This is a genomic window from Streptomyces sp. NPDC040718, from assembly GCF_055593565.1.
Window position 1 is genome coordinate 123,381 of the sequence record NZ_JBVIXO010000013.1, and the last position, 16,656, is coordinate 140,036.

The following is a 16,656-nucleotide window of genomic DNA, read 5'->3' on the forward strand; positions in this document are numbered from 1 at the left end:
ATTGTCCCCTGAGCGCGGACAGCGCCGACCCCCGTCCGGACCGGCGTCCGGACGGGGGTCGGCACCCCTTGGGAGGGTTCAGGAGGCGGGTGCACCCGCTTCGTCGGCCTTCTCGGCCGCCTTCTCCGAGGAGGCCTTCTCCGAGGAGGCCTTCTCCGAGGAGGCCTTCTCCGAGGAGGCCTTCTCCGCGCCGGCCGGGGCCGCCACGGGCTGGGCGGGCAGCTCGACCTCGGTCTTGGCCCCGGCCACCGGCTCGGCGGAGACCTCCGCGGAGACCTCGGCAGCGGCCTCGGCGGGGACCGCGACGGGGACCTTCGCGGCGGTCTGGGCGTCGTCCTTGGCCAGGCCGTTGAAGATCAGGTTGAGGACGATGGCGGCCGTGGCACCGAGGGTGACACCGCTGTTGAGGAGCGAGGACAGGTCCGGGTCCATGTGCTGGGAGAAGAGGACCGGGACGGTGGCCGGGAGCAGGGCCAAGGCGAGGGAGACGCCGACGACCAGCGCGTTCTTCTCCTCCTTGAGGTCCACCTTGGCCAGGGTCTGGATACCGGCCAGGGCGACCATGGCGAACATGACGGTAGCGGCGCCGCCGAGGACTCCGTGCGGGACGGCGGCGACGATCGCGGCGGCCTTGGGCAGCAGACCAAGGATGATCATGAAGACACCCGCGGCGACGACCACGAAGCGGCTCTTGACCTTGGTCATCCGCACCAGGCCGACGTTCTCGGCGAAGGCGACGTAAGGGAAGGAGTTCAGGATGCCGCCGAGGGCGGTCGCGGCGCCGTCGGCGCGCAGGGCGCGGGCGACGGTCTCGCTGTCGACCTCCTTGCCGACGATGTCGCCGACCGCGTAGGTGTCGCCGGTCGTCTCGACCATGGTGATCAGCATGACGATCAGCATCAGGACGATCGGGAACCACTCGAACTTCGGAACGCCGAAGTGGAAGGGGGTGCTGACGCCGATCCAGCCGGCGTTGCCGACGTCGCCGAACTTCGCGTCTCCGAGGAGGAACGCGACAGCGGTGCCGACGACCAGGCCGAGGAGGATGGCGATGCTGGAGAGGAACGGCCTGCCGAGCTTCATCAGGACGAGGATGAAGAGCATCGTTCCGGCGGCGTAGGCGAAGTTCTTCGGGTCGCCGAAGTCCGGGCTGCCGAGGCCGCCGGCCGCGTCGTTGAGGCCGACCGGGATCAGGACGATGCCGAGCACCGTGATCACGGTGCCGGTGACCACCGGCGGGAAGAGCCGCATGACCGCCCGGAAGGCGTTGGCGGGCAGCCAGGCGAAGGCGAAGGTGGCGATACCGGCGGTGATGACCGCGCCGTAGATGACCAGCAGCGCGGCGGTGCCGCCGCCGGCGCCGAGGCCGATGGCGATCATCGGGGACACCGCGGTGAAGGTCACGCCCTGGATCAGCGGCAGCCTGGCCCCTATCCGGCCGATGCCCCATGCCTGGATGATCGAGGCGATACCGCAGGTGAAGAGGTCCGCGTTGATCAGGTAGACCAGCTGTTCAGGGCTCAGCTTGAGTGCGCTGCCCACGATGATCGGGACGATCACCGCGCCGGCGTAGAAGGCGAGTACGTGCTGGAAGCCGTACAGCGCGAGCTTGGGGAGGGGGAGCACCTCGTCGACCGGGTGCGTGCTCTGCTCTCCATTGGCGGAAAGCCGGGCGGCGACACGTGCCATCTCTGCCTTGCCCTTCAAAGGTAGGTAACTGAGAGGAATCTGGTTATCCCCTGGCCGGAGTGGGTCGTTAACCCGTTGGTCCGCCGGGGTTGTCAGTGGGAACACGCGGAATCTCGTCGTGTGACCGGAATTGAACGCCTGTGGAAGTGCTCACAGATATCGTCGACTTCGACAAAGTGTCGACGTTCCGGGACGTTCGATCTGGAGGTTCCTCCAGTGGCGGACACCCCACCCATGGGAGTATGGGACTACGGGCCCCGAGCGCCCGTTCTCGCTGCGCACGTGCGAAGTTCCCCGCCCCGACGGGCCATTTCCGGGTTCGCAAGTATTCGGTCACGCAAATCAGGGGGTCTAATTCCAGCCGTCCGAAATGCGGATATCTTGTACGGAAGTAGGGACTCCACCCCCTTGCACGGATCAAACCACCGGCCGGTTCACGCCCGCGAGGCCGGATCGTTACCTCTCGGAACTCCGCATTGCGGAATTTCGCCCCGGAACACGGCCGGGCCCGGCGGAAATCCGCCGGGCCCGGACCCTCGTACGCGCTCCCCCTACGGTGCGCGGACCGCCGACAGCAGCCCGGCCACCTCGTCCGCGCCCATCCGCAGCGCCGCGCCGACGGTGGCCAGCACCTCGCGCTCGGCCGGGATGTAGGGCCCGTCCGCGAGGGCGATCCGCGCGCCCTGGAGCAGGATCGACTCCCGCCCGGGCCCCGCCAGGTGCGGGGCGAGCGGCTCCAGCGCCTCGTGGAGTTCGATCGACAACGCGGCCCCGCAGCACTCGGGCCCGTCGTACAGCCCCAGCCGGCCCTCGTCGGTGGCCAGGGCCTCCACGAGGGACTCCAGCTGCTCCGCGGTGCAGTCCTGGAACCCGGCGGCCCGTACGGCCGACACGGCGGCCTCCAGGGCGCTGCGCGAGGCGGTCCCGCCCGCCGCGAGGACGGCCAGCGCCACGGTGTGCACGGCGTCGCGCAGCAGGGCCGAGAAGCGGGTGGTGGTCAGGTGGTCCAGCACGTCGGTGTCGAAGCGCTGCCGGCAGCCCTGGCACTCGACGACCGGCCCGGCCTGGCCGCGCGGCAGCAGCGGCACGCCGAGCACCGTGAAGCGCCTGCGCCCGGTCCGCCGGCGGTAGTTGCGGTCACCGCCGCAGCCGGGGCAGAAGAACTCCCCGTCTCCCACGGTGCTCCAGGTGGTGCGGATGCCCCAGACGGTCAGCTTCCGGCCGTCCCCACCCCGAACTGGCAGCACGTCGCACCTCCATAACCATCCGGCGGCACCGCCGGGTTGGCGTGATGTTAGCCACATCGGTGAGGCTGCGTCAGTCGTGCGACAAGACAACATCGGGCGGGGGCGTGAGTTGGCCGAAGTGCGCCCCCGGCGGAGCCCCGCTTTCCCTACCCTCGGCGGCATGAACGAGAAGTCCTGTCTGGTGACCGGAGCCGCGAGCGGCATCGGCCGGGCCACGGCCCTGCTGCTGGCCCGTTCCGGGGCCCGGGTGACCGCGTCCGACGTCAACGGCCCCGGCCTGGAGTCCCTGCGCGCACTGCTCGCCGGGGAAGGGCACGGGATCACGACCGTGACCGGTGACGTGTCCGATCCGGAGGCCAACCACGCGATGGTCGCGGCCGCCGTCGCCGCGTACGGGCGGCTCGACGTCGCCGTGGCGAACGCCGGGGTGCTCCCTCTTTCGGATGTACGCGAGACCACCCCGCAGGACTGGGACCACGTCATGGCGGTGGACGGCCGGGGCATGTTCCTGACCTGCAAGTACGCCATCGAGGCGATGACCGCGCAACGGCCGGCCGGCGGGGCGCTGGTCTGCGTGTCCTCGATCTCGGGGGTGGCCGGGCAGGCCCGCCAGGCCGCGTACGGGCCGGCGAAGTTCGTGGCCTCGGGGCTGACCAAGCACCTGGCGGTGGAGTGGGCGGCGCGCGGGATCCGCGTCAACGCCGTGGCCCCCGGGACCATCCGGACGGAGCGGGTGCTGGCCCTGGACGACGAGCCGGGCGGCCCGGAGTACCTCACGGAGGTCGCGGCGGCCCACCCGATGGGCCGGCTCGGCGAGCCGGAGGAGGTGGCCCGGGTCATCGCCTTCCTGGCCTCCGACGCGGCCTCGTTCGTGACCGGGGTGGTCCTGCCGGTGGACGGTGGCTACCTGGCCCGCTGAGCGGCCCGGGAACGGCGGAACCCCGCCCCTCCGGCAGGAGGGACGGGGTTCGCGTACGAGCGGTCAGCGGCCCGCGCGGTTGACGGCGGAGATGACCGCCTTCAGCGAGGCGCGGGTGGTGTTGGCGTCGATGCCGATGCCCCACAGGACCCGGCCGTCGATCGCGCACTCGATGTACGAGGCGGCCACGGCGGAGGCGCCCTCGCTCATCGTGTGCTCGGTGTAGTCCAGCAGGCGGGCGTCGACGCCGATGCCGGCCAGCGCGTCGAAGAAGGCCGAGATCGGACCGTTGCCGGTGCCGTTCAGGACCGTCTCCACGCCGTCCACGACCGCCTCGACGGTCAGCGTGTCCGTGCCGTCCTTGTCGGTGGCGGTGGAGCCGGAGCGCAGCTGGATGCGCCCCCACGGGTTCTCGGGGTTGGGCAGGTACTCGTCCGAGAAGACGTCCCAGATCGCCTTCGGCGTGACCTCGCCGCCTTCGGCGTCGGTCTTGGCCTGGATGATCCGCGAGAACTCGATCTGCATGCGGCGCGGCAGGTCCAGCTTGTGGTCGTTCTTCAGGACGTACGCGATGCCGCCCTTGCCGGACTGCGAGTTGACCCGGATGACCGCCTCGTAGGAGCGGCCGACGTCCTTGGGGTCGATGGGCAGGTACGGGACCGCCCACTCGATGTCGTCCACGGTCTTGCCCTGGGAGGCGGCGTCGGCCTCCATGGCGTCGAAGCCCTTCTTGATGGCGTCCTGGTGGGAGCCGGAGAAGGCGGTGTAGACCAGGTCGCCCGCGTAGGGGTGGCGCGGGTGGACCTCCATCTGGTTGCAGTACTCGCTGGTGCGGCGGATCTCGTCGATCTGGGAGAAGTCGATCTGCGGGTCGATGCCCTGGGAGAACAGGTTCATGCCCAGGGTGATCAGGTCGACGTTGCCGGTGCGCTCGCCCTGCCCGAACAGGCAGCCTTCGATGCGGTCGGCGCCGGCCATCAGCGCCAGCTCGGCGGCGGCGACGGCGGTGCCGCGGTCGTTGTGCGGGTGCACGGAGATGCAGACGTGCTCGCGGCGGGTCAGGTTGCGGGCCATCCACTCGAAGCGGTCCGCGTGGGTGGACGGCGTCGAGCGCTCCACGGTGGCGGGCAGGTTCAGGATGATCTCGCGGCCCTCGCCCGGCTGCCAGACGTCGCAGACGGCCTCGCAGACCTCCAGGGCGAAGTCCAGCTCGGTGTCGGTGAAGATCTCCGGGCTGTACTGGTAGCCGAAGACGGTCTCGGGGCCCAGCAGCTTCTCGGCGTACTCCATGACCAGGCGGGTGCCGTCGACGGCGATCTGCTTGATCTGCTCCTTGGAGCCGCGGAAGACGACCCGGCGGAAGGTCGGGGCGGTCGCGTTGTACAGGTGCACGGTGGCGCGCCTGGCGCCGACCAGGGACTCCACGGTCCGCTCGATCAGGTCCTCGCGGGCCTGGGTCAGTACGGAGATGGTGACGTCGTCCGGGATCGCGCCCTCTTCGATGATGGAGCGCACGAAGGCGAAGTCGGTCTCGCCGGAGGAGGGGAAGCCGACCTCGATCTCCTTGTAGCCCATGCGCACCAGCAGGTCGAACATCTCGCGCTTGCGGGCGGGGGTCATCGGGTCGATCAGCGACTGGTTTCCGTCGCGCAGGTCGGTGGAGAGCCAGCGGGGAGCCTTGGTGACGCGGGCGTCCGGCCAGGTGCGGTCGGGGATGTCCACCTGCTCGTACCGGCCGTACTTGTGGATGGGCATCCCGGAGGTCTTCTGGGTGTGGGTCGCGTTCGTGATGGGCGTGGGGCGACCGACAAAAGGCTGCTGGCTCATGGCGTTGGGCTCCTCGCGTGTCCGCGTGTAGTTCGCTGGGACGGCCGACGGCGGTCGTAAAAACCGCAACACCAAACTCCGCGGGGAGGGGGTCGGCCTACGACTACAGACCCTCGCCGCGGCAGCTAAGGAGAAGCAGCCCGAAACGCATGATGGGCCGAGCCTAACCGAGCCGCGCCGTATCGCGAGGACCTGTTTCAGTATGCAAGACCCGGGTGTCCGATTTACACCCTTTGTGAGCTATGACTCTTTCCGCGCGCCCAGGTCCGGGTGATCCGTCAACGCGGCGCGTCAGGTTTGAGACAACCGAATGAATCATGGTCGCCGGTAGTGACAGCGTCATGACCCACTGCCACATTGCCGTGCATGGATGCCTTCCTTTCCCCTGGCCACACCCCCCACCACCCCGTCTTCTGCACCGTCGTGCCGCCGTACCTGCTCCGCAAGGCCGCCCAGTCCGCGGACAGCGCGCGCGCCGACGCCGCCCTGCGGACCCTCGAACACGACAGCGGCCTGCGCGAGCGGCGGCAGGTCAACGCCCTCAGGGGGATCGCCCCGTCCCTGGCCGACGCCCCCGCCGAAGGGCCCGCCCGGACGATCTACGACGCCCAGCACCGCACCCGGCTGCCCGGTAAGAAGGTACGGGCGGAGGGCGGCGAGCCGGTCAAGGACGCCACCGTCAACCGCGCCTACGCCGGGCTCGGGGCGACCTACGAACTCTTCCTCAAGGCCTTCGGACGGCACTCCATCGACGACTCCGGGCTGCCGCTGGACGCGACCGTCCACTACGGCCAGGAGTACAACAACGCCTTCTGGGACGGCCGGCAGATGGTCTTCGGCGACGGCGACGGGGACCTGTTCCTCGACTTCACGGTGTCCGTGGACGTCATCGGGCACGAGCTGGCCCACGGCGTCACCCAGTACACGGCCAACCTCGACTACCACGGCCAGTCCGGAGCGCTCAACGAGTCCATGTCGGACGTCTTCGGCTCGCTGATCAAGCAGTACTCCCTCGGGCAGACCGCCGACCAGGCGGACTGGCTGATCGGCGCCGGGCTGCTGGGACCGAACGTCACCGGGGTCGCGCTCAGGTCCATGAAGGCGCCCGGGACCGCGTACGACGACGACGAGCTCGGCAAGGACCCGCAGCCGGCGACCATGGACGACTACGTCGTGACCACCCGCGACAACGGCGGCGTCCACATCAATTCCGGGATCCCCAACCACGCCTTCTACGTCGCGGCCACCGAACTGGGCGGCAAGGCCTGGGAGCGGGCCGGGCAGATCTGGTACGACACGCTGACCGGCGGGCAGCTGGGCGAGAAGGCCTCCTTCAAGGACTTCGCCGGGCTGTCGACGGCCGCGGCGGCCGCCCGGTACGGCGAGGGCGGCGCGGAGCACCAGGCCCTCCAGAAGGCCTGGTCGGCCGTCGGCCTCGCCTAGGCCCTCCCGCTCCGGTAGAAGGGGCACCATGCGGATCGAAGTGGTGCGGACGGGCGGTTTCGCGGGGATCGAGCGCCGGGCCGAGGTGGACACCTCGGGCCGGCCCGACGAGGAGGAGTGGCAGGCGCTCGCCCTGCTGGCGCTGCGGCCGGACCCCCGGGCCGGCCAGGGCCCGGGCGGGGTGCGGGACGGTTTCTCGTACCGGATCACGGTGGACGGGCGGACGGTGTCCTGCCAGGACCCCCACCTGTCGGACGCGCAGCGCAGCCTGGTCTCCCGGGTGCTCAAGGAGGGTGCCTAGGAAAGGGGATGCCCTGCCCCGGGGGTCCTGCTTGGATGGCCGGATGACTGAAAAGATCTTGGCTGCCCTGGAGCAGTACTACGACGCCGTCCCTCGCCGGGGCGGTGCGCGGGGCGAGGACTTCGGGCCGCTGACCCTGTTCGTGCAGGAGGGACAGGGCTGGCAGTACTACGCGCGGCCCGCGCTCGGCGGCGCCGACGCGACCGCCGCCGACGTACTGGAGGTGCTGGAGAGGCAGCGGGAGCTGAAGGTGCCCGAGTCCTTCGAGTGGGTGGCCGAAACCACCCCCTCGCTGCGGGCCGCGGTGGAGGCCGCCGGGCTGCACGTCCACGCCCATCCGCTGATGGCGCTGGACGCCGGCGCCGAGCCGCTCCCGCCGCATCCCGAGGTCCGGCTGCTCGGCCCCGAGGACCCGCTGCTGGGGGCCGCCGTGACCGTACCGGCGCTGGCCTTCCGCGAGCCGGGCACCGCCCCGGGCGCGGCGGGCCCGGCGGAGCTGGCTGCGGCACTGGCGGAGGCGGGGGCCGAGGAGCGCCGGGCCCGCGTGTCGGCGATGCTCTCGGACGGGCGCACCGCGATGGCCGCCGCCGTGCGCGACGGGCTCGTGCTGTGCTCCGGCCAGTACAACCCGGTCGGCGAGGTCGCCGAGATCGTCGGCGTCGGCACCCTGCCCACCGCCCGGCGTCAGGGGCTGGCCCTCGGGGTGACGGCGGCCCTGGTCGCCGGGGCCCGCGCCCGGGGCGCCCGTACGGTCTTCCTGTCGGCCGGGGACGAGGACGTGGCCCGGATCTACGCACGCGCCGGGTTCCGGCGGGTGGGTACGGCCCTGATCGCGGAGCCGGCGGCGGGCTGAGCCCCGGCGGGTTTTGCCGGTTCGGCAACGGAGGTTGCCCGGGCCGCGGCCGCGGCGCAGCATCGGCCGTACCGGCAGACCCTCCCCCAGCTACCGCTGGGGGGACTCCCATGGAAGAGGTCCCCATGTCCCAGCACCGGCACGGCCACCAGCACCAGGAGCAGCACCCCGAGGGCGCGAGCGAGGACTGGTGGGACGCCCGCTACCGCGAGAGCGACCGCATCTGGAGCGGCAGGGCCAACGAGGTCCTGGTCCGCGAGGCCTCCGCCCTCACCCCCGGCCGCGCCCTCGACCTCGGCTGCGGCGAGGGCGCCGACGCGGTCTGGCTGGCCCGGCAGGGCTGGCGGGTCACCGGGACCGACATCTCCGGCGTGGCCCTGGAGCGGGCGGCCGGGCACGCCGCCGAGGCGGGGCTCGGCGACCGCGTCGACTGGCAGCGGCACGACCTGGCCGAGTCGTTCCCCGAGGGGGAGTTCGACCTGGTCTCCGCCTGCTTCCTGCACTCGTACGGGGACTTCCCGCGCGAGCGGATCCTGCGCACGGCCGCCTCCGCCGTGGCCCCCGGCGGGATCCTGCTGATCGCGGGCCACGCGGGCGGACCGTCCTGGGACCCGGACGCGCACGCCGACGTCCGCTTCCCGACCCCGGACGAGGTCCTCGCGGAGCTGGAGCTGCCGGAGGGCGCCTGGGAGGTGCTGCTGGCGGCCGAACACGAGCAGGCCCTCACGGCCCCCGACGGCCGGCCGGGGACCCGGAAGGACAACGCGCTGAAGGTGCGGCGGCTGAGCCTGTGGGCCTGGGCCTAGAAACCGAGCTTGCGGAGCTGCTTCGGGTCGCGCTGCCAGTCCTTGGCGACCTTCACGTGCAGGTCGAGGAAGACGGGCGTGCCGAGCAGCGCCTCGATGTGCTTGCGCGACTTCATGCCGACCTCCTTCAGGCGCGAGCCCTTCGGGCCGATGATGATGCCCTTCTGGCTGGGGCGCTCGATGTAGACGTTGGCGTGGATGTCCAGCAGCGGCCGGTCCGCGGGCCGGTTCTCGCGCGGGATCATCTCCTCGACCACGACGGCGATGGAGTGCGGGAGCTCGTCGCGCACGCCCTCCAGCGCGGCCTCGCGGATCAGCTCCGCGACCATCACCATCTCGGGCTCGTCGGTGAGGTCGCCCTCCGGGTACAGCGGGGGGCTCTCGGGCAGCAGGGGCGCGATCAGGTCGGCCAGCAGCTGCACCTGGGTGTCGCCGACCGCCGAGACGGGGACGATCTCGGCCCACTCGAAACCGAGCTCCTCGGCCAGCCGGTGAACGGCGATGAGCTGCTCGCCCACCTGCTTGGACTCGACCAGGTCAGTCTTGGTGATGATGGCGATCTTGGGGGTCTTCTTGATCCCCGCGAGCTCCTTGGCGATGAACTTGTCGCCGGGGCCGAGCTTCTGGTCGGCGGGCAGGCAGAAGCCGATGACGTCGACCTCGGCCCAGGTGGTGCGCACGACGTCGTTGAGGCGCTCGCCGAGCAGCGTGCGGGGCTTGTGCAGACCCGGGGTGTCGACCAGCACCAGCTGCGCGTCCGGACGGTGCACGATGCCGCGGACGGTGTGGCGGGTGGTCTGCGGCCGGTTGGAGGTGATCGCGACCTTGGTGCCCACGAGCGCGTTGGTCAGGGTCGACTTGCCCGCGTTGGGGCGGCCGACGAAGCAGGCGAAGCCCGCGCGGTGCGGGGCGGTGGGCTCGGGGGAACGATCGCTCATACGGGCCATTCTCCCCGATGCGGCCCCCCGCGCCGACCAGGCTCCCGCCGGAGCCCCCGAAAGCCGCCCGCTGCACGGCGCGCCCCGCCCCTGCCGGGGGCTGCGCGGTCCTGGGGCCGAAGCCCCGGCCCCGAGCCCCGGGGGCCGGTCCCCGCCGGCGGGCCGCCCGACCCGGACGGTTCCTCTCGCCGCCCCGCGCGGCGGCACACCACCCGCACACGGCCAACCGGCAGCCACGAAGACCGGCCCCGCCCCGCACCCGACGGCCGGAGGCCGGCGCAGCGGCGCGAAGACGGGGAGGCCGCCCGCGGCCGAGCCGCGCGAGCGGCGCGTCAAACAGGGTGCAGCGTCAGGGTGAGGACCGCCCGGTACGCGCCCGGCGGGGTGTACGCGGGGAGCGTGAGCGTCAGCGCGGCGTCGACGGTGGAGGTGCCGGCCGACCCGGTGGCCAGGACGGCCCCCTCCGGGCCCACCTCCGCCGCGCCGCCCGGCGTGCAGCCACCCCGGCAGGACGGGGTCCAGGACAGCACGGCCCCCGGGGCGCCGGCCGCGTCCCGGCCCGTGAACCCGGTGAGCTTCCCCGTCAGCTTCCACCCCCCGCCCCCGCTCCGGGTGTCCTTGACGGTGACCGTGCCGATCCTCCCGGGGGCCGCGCCACCGCCCCCGTAGGCGACCGCCCCCAGGGTCACCGCGGCCCCCGCCTGGGTCATCGTCAGCGTGCCCGGATCGGGGGCGGAGACCGCGTACGGTGCCGGGCCCGAGCCCCGTGGCGCCGACCAGGCGGGGCCCTCGTACGCCACCACGCCCGTCGTGGCCCGGTCCCTGACGGGCAGCTCCACGGTGAGCGCCCCGCGCCCGTCCGCCGTGGCCGCCGCCCTGTCGGCCGTCCGGGCGGTGCCCGCGCGGCCCTCCACGGTCACGGCCGCGCCGGGGGTGAAGCCCGCCGCGGTGACGCGGACCCGGGCGCCGGGCTTTCCGCCGGCCGCGGCGAGGGTGAGGCGGCGCAGGTTCATGACGGGCAGCGGGGCGGCGGTGAGCGCGCACGCCCCGCCCTCCGCCGTGAGGGTGATCTCGCCGGGCGCGGTGACGGTGAAGGTGCCGTCCACCGCTACCTCGCCGCTCTGCGCCCCGCCGAGCAGCACCTTCCCGAGCGGGGTCTCCCGGTACGTCACGGTGACCGTGTCACCGACCCTCGGCGCCGCATCGGAGACGGACAGTCCGGCGGCGGCCGCTCCGGCGGGCGACGGGCACCGCTGCGGGCGGGGCGCCCCGTCCTCGGCCGCCGCCGGTGTGCCCAGCGCGGCCGCCGCGAGCACCGCCGTGCCGACGGCCGCCGGCCATCTCCTGCTGCGCGCGCGTGTCCGCACCTGCCCGCCCCCTCCCCGACAGGGGCCATTCACGAGCGGGCGGCGGGAGAAGTCAATGCCCGGACCCCGCACCGACTGATGGGCCATCAGAAGATGGCGTGGTCCTGCGGAAGGTGCGCCGGTAAGCCGTCGGGCTGACCCCCAGCGCCGCCTGCACGTGCTTGCGCAGTGACTGCGCCGTCCCGAAGCCCGCGTCCCGCGCCACCGCCTCGACCGGCAGCTCCGTCCGCTCCAGCAGCTGCCGGGCCCGCTCCACCCGCTGCCCGGTGATCCACTCCCCCGGGCTCACCCCGCACTCCTCGCGGAACCGGCGCGTGAAGGTCCGTACCGACATGGACTCCTGCCGGGCGAGGTCGCTCAGCCGCACGGGCTCGTGCAGCCGGTCCAGCACCCAGGCCCGCGCGGCCGTGGTGCTGGCCTGCTGCGGCTCGGGCACGGGCCGCTGGACGAACTGGGCCTGCCCGCCCTCGCGGTGGGGCGGTACCACCGTCGTCCGGGCGGTGTCGTTGGCGACGGCCGCGCCGTGGTCGCGGCGCACGATGTGCAGGCACAGGTCGATGCCGGCGGCGACCCCGGCGGAGGTCAGCACGTCCCCGTCGTCGGTGTAGAGCACGTCGGCGTCGACCCGTACGGCCGGGAACATCCGCTGGAAGTGCTCGGCGTGGGCCCAGTGGGTGGTGGCCGGGCGGCCGTCCAGGTACCCGGCGGCGGCCAGCACGTAGCCGCCCGTGCAGATGGACACCATCCGGGTGCCCGGCCGGACGTGGGCGAGGGCCGCCGCCAGCCCGTCGGCCAGCCGGCCCTCGGCGTGGACCGGGCCCAGCTCGCGCGAGGCGGGCACCACCACGGTGTCGGCCGTCGCGAGCAGCTCCGGGCCGTGCTCGACGTACACCGCGAAGTCGGCGTCGGTGCTCACCGGGCCCGGGGCGAGCCCGCAGGTGAGGATCTCGTAGAGGTGCCGCCCGGCGGGATCCTTGGCCCGGCCGAAGATCCGGTGCGGGATGCCGAGTTCGAAGGGCAGCAGCCCGGCGAGGGCGAGGACGACGACACGGTGCGGCTTCTCCACGGCGACCATGGCCCGATCGTATCGGAGCATGACAGTCAGGCCACTGTCGTACGGTGGCACGCGGCCCGGAAGCTGTGGACGTGACGCAGACAGCCCCCAGCACCCCCACCGCCCCCACCACCGCCCCGCGGGCGCCGCGCGAGCCCGGCCGCATCCACCGGGCCTGGTTCGCCGCCGCCGTGTCCTTCGTGACGATCATCGGCGCGGCCGCCTTCGCCTCCCTCCCCGGACTGCTCATCGAGCCGTTGCACGCGGAGTTCGACTGGTCCCGCGGCACGATCGGCTTCGCGGTCTCCGTCAACCTGGCCCTCTACGGGCTCACCGCGCCCTTCGCCGCCGCGCTGATGGACCGCTTCGGCATCCGCAAGGTCGTCGCGGTGGCCCTGACGGTGATCGCGGGCGGCTCGCTGGCCACGGTGTGGATGACGGCCGCCTGGCAGCTGGTGCTGCTCTGGGGCGTGCTGGTCGGCCTGGGCAGCGGCTCGATGGCGATGGCCTTCGCGGCGACGGTGACCAACCGCTGGTTCACCGCCCGGCGCGGGCTCGTGACCGGCATCCTGACCGCGGCCGGCGCCTCCGGGCAGCTGGTCTTCCTACCGCTGCTGTCCTGGCTGGTGGAGAACCACGGCTGGCGCCCGGCCTCGGTCACGGTGGCCCTGGCGGCCCTCGCCGTCGTCCCCTTCGTCTGGCTACTGCTGCGCGACCACCCGGCCGACGTGGGCCTCGCCCCGTACGGAGGCGCGTACGAGCCGAAGCCCGCGCCCGCGCCGGGGGCGGCCCGCCGGGCCGTGGCCGTGCTCTTCCGGGCGGCCCGCACCGGCCCGTTCTGGCTGCTGGCGGGCACCTTCGCGATCTGCGGGGCCTCGACCAACGGGCTGGTGCGCACCCACTTCACCCCGGCCGCCCACGACCACGGCATGCCGGTGACGGCGGCCGCCGGACTGCTCGCGGTGGTCGGCGTGTTCGACGTGCTCGGCACCATCGCCTCCGGCTGGTTCACCGACCGCTTCGAGGCGCGCCGGCTGCTCGCCGTGTACTACGCCCTGCGCGGGGTGTCCCTGATGTTCCTGCCGATGCTGCTGGCGCCGAGCGTGCACCCGCCGATGGTGTTCTTCATCGTCTTCTACGGCCTGGACTGGGTCGCCACCGTCCCGCCGACCATCGCCCTGTGCCGCGAGCACTACGGGCAGGACGGCGCCGTCGTCTTCGGCTGGGTCCTGGCCTCGCACCAGGTGGGCGCGGCACTGGTGGCCTTCCTCGGCGGCGTGGCCCGCGACGCCCTCGGCTCGTACGACCTGGTCTGGTACACGGCGGGCGGGCTGTGCGCGGTGGCGGCGCTGATGGCGATGGTCATCCGCCGCCGGACGGCGGAGGCCGCCTGAGCGTCACGGCGGCGGGCCTTCGATCCCGGGTCCGCGGCCGGGCGGGGGCCGGGAGGGTGGCTGCGGGGGTCCGGGGGCTGAGCCCCCGGACCCCGCCCGGCCGCGGCTCAGGCTCCGGCGGGGGTGGTGGACTTCAGGGTGCCGTCGGGCGCGGCGAGCAGCACCGGGGTGTCGGGGCCGCCCAGGTCGCGGACCGCGGCGCGGTCGGCGTCGGCGGGGGCGTCGGCCGCGCTGACGACGGCGGCGGCCTCCAGGGAGTTCGCGCCGCTGGCGACGGCCATGGCGACGGCCGTCTGGAGGGCGCTCAGCCTGAGGGAGTCGAGCTCCACGGTGCCCGCGACGTAGGTCCGGCCGGTCTCGTCCCGTACGGCAGCCCCTTCCGGGACTCCGTTGCGGGCCCGGGCGCTGCGCGCCAGGGTGATGATCTTGGTGTCCTCGGGGTCGATCCCGTTGCCCTCGGTGCTCTCGCTCATAGGCGAAAGCATAGGGAGCGCCCCGGCGAGGCCGTGCAACGACCCCGCCGAGGGCGCCCCCGGCGCTCCCCGCCCCCCGCCGTTCCCCCGTGGAGCAGGACAAACCTAAGCGAGCAGCAGGAGCATCCTGTGATCCAAAGGTCCCGCCCACATATGACCTTGGACCTTAATCCCCAGGGTCGCTCGTCACGGCCGGTCGAGCTTCAGCCGCTCCGCCCTCGGCATCCCCGCCACGACCAGGTCGTACGAGTCCTCGACCAGCTCCCGCACCATCGCGTCCGGCAGGCCGCCCACCGTCACGGTGTTCCAGTGCCGCTTGTTCATGTGCCAGCCCGGCACGACCGCCGGGTGCTCGGCCCGCAGCCGCACGGCCGCCTCCGGCTCGCACTTGAGGTTGACCTTCAGCGGCTCGGCGTCCAGCGCCGACAGGGCGAACACCTTCCCCAGCACCTTGAACACCGAGGTCTCCGGGGTGAAGGGGAACTCCTCCACCGCCGCGTTGAAGCCCAGGCAGAACGCGCGCAGCTCCGCGGGGGTCATTCCCCCTCCTCCCCTTCGGCCGCCGCCGCGGCGACCGGCTCCACCAGCACCGTCACGATCTTGTTCCGGCGTCCCGCCGGGGACTCGGCCGTCAGCCGCAGCGGACGCCCGTCCGGCAGCTCCACCACCGCCGAGGCGCCCGCGATCGGCACCCGGCCCAGCGCCTTGGCCAGCAGCCCGCCGACCGTCTCCACGTCCTCGTCGTCGAAGGCCTCCACCCCGAACAGCTCGCCGAGGTCGGTGATGTCGAGGCGCGCGGTGACCCGGTAGCAGTCCTGCCCCAGCTCCTCCACGGGCGGGATCTCCCGGTCGTACTCGTCGGTGATCTCGCCGACGATCTCCTCCAGGATGTCCTCGATGGTGACGATGCCGGCCGTGCCGCCGTACTCGTCGATGACGACGGCCACGTGGTTGCGCACCGACTGCATCTCGCGCAGCAGGTCGCCGGCGTTCTTGGTGTCGGGCACGAAGACCGCCGGCCGCATCACCGTCGAGACCAGGTCGGCCTCCGCCTCCCGGTTGATGTGCGTCCTGCGGACGAGGTCCTTCAGGTACACCATCCCGACGATGTCGTCCTCGTTCTCCCCGGTGACCGGGATCCGCGAGAAGCCGGACCGCAGCGCGAGCGTCGTCGCCTGCCGGATCGTCTTGTAGCGCTCGATGCAGACCAGGTCCGTACGCGGCACCATCACCTCGCGCACCAGGGTGTCCCCCAGCTCGAAGACCTGGTGCACCATCCGGCGCTCGTCGTCCTCGATCAGCGATTCCTTCTCCGCGAGGTCCACCATCGCCCGCAGCTCGGCCTCGGAGGCGAAGGGCCCCTTGCGGAACCCCTTCCCGGGGGTGAGCGCGTTGCCGATCAGGATCAGCAGCTGCGGGATCGGCCCCATCACGCGCGCCAGCGGTACGAGGACGTACGCGGCCGCCGTCGCGGTGTTCAGCGGGTGCTGGCGGCCGATCGTGCGGGGGGACACGCCCACCGCCACGAAGGACACCAGCACCATCACACCGATGGCGACGAGCAGCGCCGTCCAGTTCTCCCCGAACTCGGCGAGGCAGACGTACGTGACGAGCACGCCCGCCGCCATCTCGCAGATCACCCGCACCAGCAGGGCCACGTTGACGTAGCGGGTGGGATCGGCGGCGACCTGGGCGAGCTTCGCGCTGCCGCGCCGGCCTTCCCGTACGGCCTGCTCGGCGCGGAAGCTGGAGACGCGGGCGATCCCGGACTCGGCGCACGCCGCGAACCAGGCCACCACGACCAGCAGGACCGCCCCGGTGATCAGCTGGGGGGCGCCGGTCACGAGACGGTCGGGGCCGGGGAAGGACCGGTCATGCCGCGCTCGGAGCGCCAGCCGTCGACGATGGCCGCCTGGAGGCCGAACATCTCGGCCTTCTCGTCCGGCTCCTCGTGGTCGTACCCGAGCAGGTGCAGCACCCCGTGGACGGTCAGGAGCTGGAGCTCCTCGTCCATGGAGTGCCGCGTCGGCGCCTCGTCGCCCTGCTTCTTGGCCACCTCGGGGCAGAGCACGATGTCGCCGAGGAGCCCCTGCGGGGGCTCCTCGTCGTCCTTCGCCGGCGGACGGAGCTCGTCCATCGGGAAGGACATGACGTCGGTCGGTCCGGGGAGGTCCATCCACTGGATGTGGAGCTGCTCCATGGCGTCCTCGTCGATGACGATGACGGAGAGCTCGGACAGCGGGTGGATCCTCATCCGGGTGAGCGCGTAGCGGGCGATGTCGAGGATCGCCTGCTCGTCGACCTCGGTTCCGGACTCGTTGTTGACGTCGATCGACATGGTGCGC

The 16,656-nt window shown here is 72.6% G+C and carries 16 protein-coding genes; 6 read left to right on the top strand and 10 right to left on the bottom strand.

Translation table 11 applies throughout. The annotated features are described in order from the left end of the window. Positions 1-78: 78 nt before the first annotated feature. Both ACZ597_RS27885 and ACZ597_RS27890 read right to left on the bottom strand, forming a co-directional pair. The gene (locus ACZ597_RS27885; protein WP_471335478.1) at positions 79-1,689 is read right to left on the bottom strand and encodes a nucleobase:cation symporter-2 family protein; all 1,611 of its coding nucleotides are present in this window, start codon (positions 1,687-1,689) and stop codon (positions 79-81) included. A gap of 551 nt (positions 1,690-2,240) precedes the next feature. Further along, positions 2,241-2,936, bottom strand: coding sequence for a TerB family tellurite resistance protein (locus ACZ597_RS27890; RefSeq protein WP_470972264.1), 696 nt, complete (start codon positions 2,934-2,936; stop codon positions 2,241-2,243). A 160-nt stretch (positions 2,937-3,096) separates the two neighbouring features. On the opposite strand from ACZ597_RS27890, the gene ACZ597_RS27895 reads away from it, so the two are divergent. After that, complete coding sequence (locus tag ACZ597_RS27895; RefSeq protein ID WP_471335481.1) at positions 3,097-3,855, top strand: SDR family NAD(P)-dependent oxidoreductase; 759 nt, start codon at positions 3,097-3,099, stop codon at positions 3,853-3,855. A gap of 63 nt (positions 3,856-3,918) precedes the next feature. Here ACZ597_RS27895 and leuA read toward each other — a convergent pair whose 3' ends face one another. Beyond that, entirely contained in the window at positions 3,919-5,682 is a 1,764-nt protein-coding gene (gene leuA / locus ACZ597_RS27900; RefSeq protein ID WP_471335484.1) for a 2-isopropylmalate synthase, read from the bottom strand. Positions 5,683-6,048: 366 nt separating this feature from the next. On the opposite strand from leuA, the gene ACZ597_RS27905 reads away from it, so the two are divergent. The 4 genes from ACZ597_RS27905 (at position 6,049) to ACZ597_RS27920 (ending at position 9,085) form a co-directional block, all read left to right on the top strand. Further along, positions 6,049-7,125: a M4 family metallopeptidase gene (locus ACZ597_RS27905; RefSeq protein ID WP_471335487.1), complete on the top strand. Its 1,077-nt coding sequence runs from the start codon at positions 6,049-6,051 to the stop codon at positions 7,123-7,125. Between the two features lie 28 nt (positions 7,126-7,153). After that, on the top strand, positions 7,154-7,426 hold the full coding sequence (locus ACZ597_RS27910) for a protealysin inhibitor emfourin (RefSeq protein ID WP_125816462.1): 273 nt from the start codon (positions 7,154-7,156) through the stop codon (positions 7,424-7,426). A 43-nt stretch (positions 7,427-7,469) separates the two neighbouring features. Continuing rightward, a complete protein-coding gene (locus ACZ597_RS27915) occupies positions 7,470-8,279 on the top strand; it encodes a GNAT family N-acetyltransferase (RefSeq protein WP_471335490.1) in 810 nt (269 codons plus the stop codon). Between the two features lie 125 nt (positions 8,280-8,404). After that, positions 8,405-9,085, top strand: coding sequence for a class I SAM-dependent methyltransferase (locus ACZ597_RS27920; RefSeq protein ID WP_471335493.1), 681 nt, complete (start codon positions 8,405-8,407; stop codon positions 9,083-9,085). Here ACZ597_RS27920 and era read toward each other — a convergent pair. The 3 genes from era to ACZ597_RS27935 form a co-directional block, all read right to left on the bottom strand. Next, a complete protein-coding gene (era, locus tag ACZ597_RS27925) occupies positions 9,082-10,032 on the bottom strand; it encodes a GTPase Era (protein WP_427711886.1) in 951 nt (316 codons plus the stop codon). The two genes, ACZ597_RS27920 and era, sit on opposite strands and share 4 nt — an antisense overlap. Positions 10,033-10,355: 323 nt before the next feature. After that, complete coding sequence (locus ACZ597_RS27930) at positions 10,356-11,390, bottom strand: beta-xylosidase (RefSeq protein WP_471335496.1); 1,035 nt, start codon at positions 11,388-11,390, stop codon at positions 10,356-10,358. 52 nt (positions 11,391-11,442) lie between these two features. Further along, positions 11,443-12,486, bottom strand: coding sequence for a GlxA family transcriptional regulator (locus ACZ597_RS27935; protein ID WP_471335499.1), 1,044 nt, complete (start codon positions 12,484-12,486; stop codon positions 11,443-11,445). Positions 12,487-12,536: 50 nt separating this feature from the next. Here ACZ597_RS27935 and ACZ597_RS27940 point away from each other — a divergent pair, with 50 nt between their 5' ends. Next, entirely contained in the window at positions 12,537-13,838 is a 1,302-nt protein-coding gene (locus tag ACZ597_RS27940; RefSeq protein WP_471335502.1) for an MFS transporter, read from the top strand. 107 nt (positions 13,839-13,945) lie between these two features. Here the strand turns inward: ACZ597_RS27940 and ACZ597_RS27945 are convergent, their stop codons facing one another. The 4 genes from ACZ597_RS27945 to ybeY all read right to left on the bottom strand — a co-directional run bounded on the left by ACZ597_RS27945 (position 13,946) and on the right by ybeY (position 16,649). Beyond that, positions 13,946-14,323 carry a cytidine deaminase gene (locus tag ACZ597_RS27945; RefSeq protein ID WP_471335505.1) on the bottom strand — a complete coding sequence of 126 codons (378 nt, stop codon included), beginning with the start codon at positions 14,321-14,323 and terminating at the stop codon, positions 13,946-13,948. 174 nt (positions 14,324-14,497) lie between these two features. Further along, positions 14,498-14,851, bottom strand: a complete 354-nt coding sequence (locus ACZ597_RS27950) for an MmcQ/YjbR family DNA-binding protein (RefSeq protein WP_471335508.1) — start codon at positions 14,849-14,851, stop codon at positions 14,498-14,500. Further along, positions 14,848-16,155, bottom strand: coding sequence for a hemolysin family protein (locus ACZ597_RS27955; protein ID WP_471335511.1), 1,308 nt, complete (start codon positions 16,153-16,155; stop codon positions 14,848-14,850). The genes ACZ597_RS27950 and ACZ597_RS27955 overlap by 4 nt, the downstream gene beginning before the upstream one ends. Next, positions 16,152-16,649: an rRNA maturation RNase YbeY gene (gene ybeY, locus ACZ597_RS27960; protein ID WP_471335514.1), complete on the bottom strand. Its 498-nt coding sequence runs from the start codon at positions 16,647-16,649 to the stop codon at positions 16,152-16,154. Before ybeY ends, ACZ597_RS27955 begins: the two co-directional genes overlap by 4 nt. Between the last annotated feature and the right edge of the window lie 7 nt (positions 16,650-16,656).

Coding starts and splice junctions, on each gene's coding strand:
- leuA (WP_471335484.1), bottom strand. CDS start 5,682: ATGAGCCAGCAGCCTTTTGTCGGTCGCCCCACGCCCATCACGAACGCG.
- ACZ597_RS27915 (WP_471335490.1), top strand. CDS start 7,470: ATGACTGAAAAGATCTTGGCTGCCCTGGAGCAGTACTACGACGCCGTC.
- ACZ597_RS27910 (WP_125816462.1), top strand. CDS start 7,154: ATGCGGATCGAAGTGGTGCGGACGGGCGGTTTCGCGGGGATCGAGCGC.
- ybeY (WP_471335514.1), bottom strand. CDS start 16,649: ATGTCGATCGACGTCAACAACGAGTCCGGAACCGAGGTCGACGAGCAG.
- ACZ597_RS27945 (WP_471335505.1), bottom strand. CDS start 14,323: ATGCTTTCGCCTATGAGCGAGAGCACCGAGGGCAACGGGATCGACCCC.
- ACZ597_RS27920 (WP_471335493.1), top strand. CDS start 8,405: ATGTCCCAGCACCGGCACGGCCACCAGCACCAGGAGCAGCACCCCGAG.
- ACZ597_RS27885 (WP_471335478.1), bottom strand. CDS start 1,689: ATGGCACGTGTCGCCGCCCGGCTTTCCGCCAATGGAGAGCAGAGCACG.
- ACZ597_RS27935 (WP_471335499.1), bottom strand. CDS start 12,486: ATGCTCCGATACGATCGGGCCATGGTCGCCGTGGAGAAGCCGCACCGT.
- ACZ597_RS27905 (WP_471335487.1), top strand. CDS start 6,049: ATGGATGCCTTCCTTTCCCCTGGCCACACCCCCCACCACCCCGTCTTC.
- era (WP_427711886.1), bottom strand. CDS start 10,032: ATGGCCCGTATGAGCGATCGTTCCCCCGAGCCCACCGCCCCGCACCGC.
- ACZ597_RS27950 (WP_471335508.1), bottom strand. CDS start 14,851: ATGACCCCCGCGGAGCTGCGCGCGTTCTGCCTGGGCTTCAACGCGGCG.
- ACZ597_RS27895 (WP_471335481.1), top strand. CDS start 3,097: ATGAACGAGAAGTCCTGTCTGGTGACCGGAGCCGCGAGCGGCATCGGC.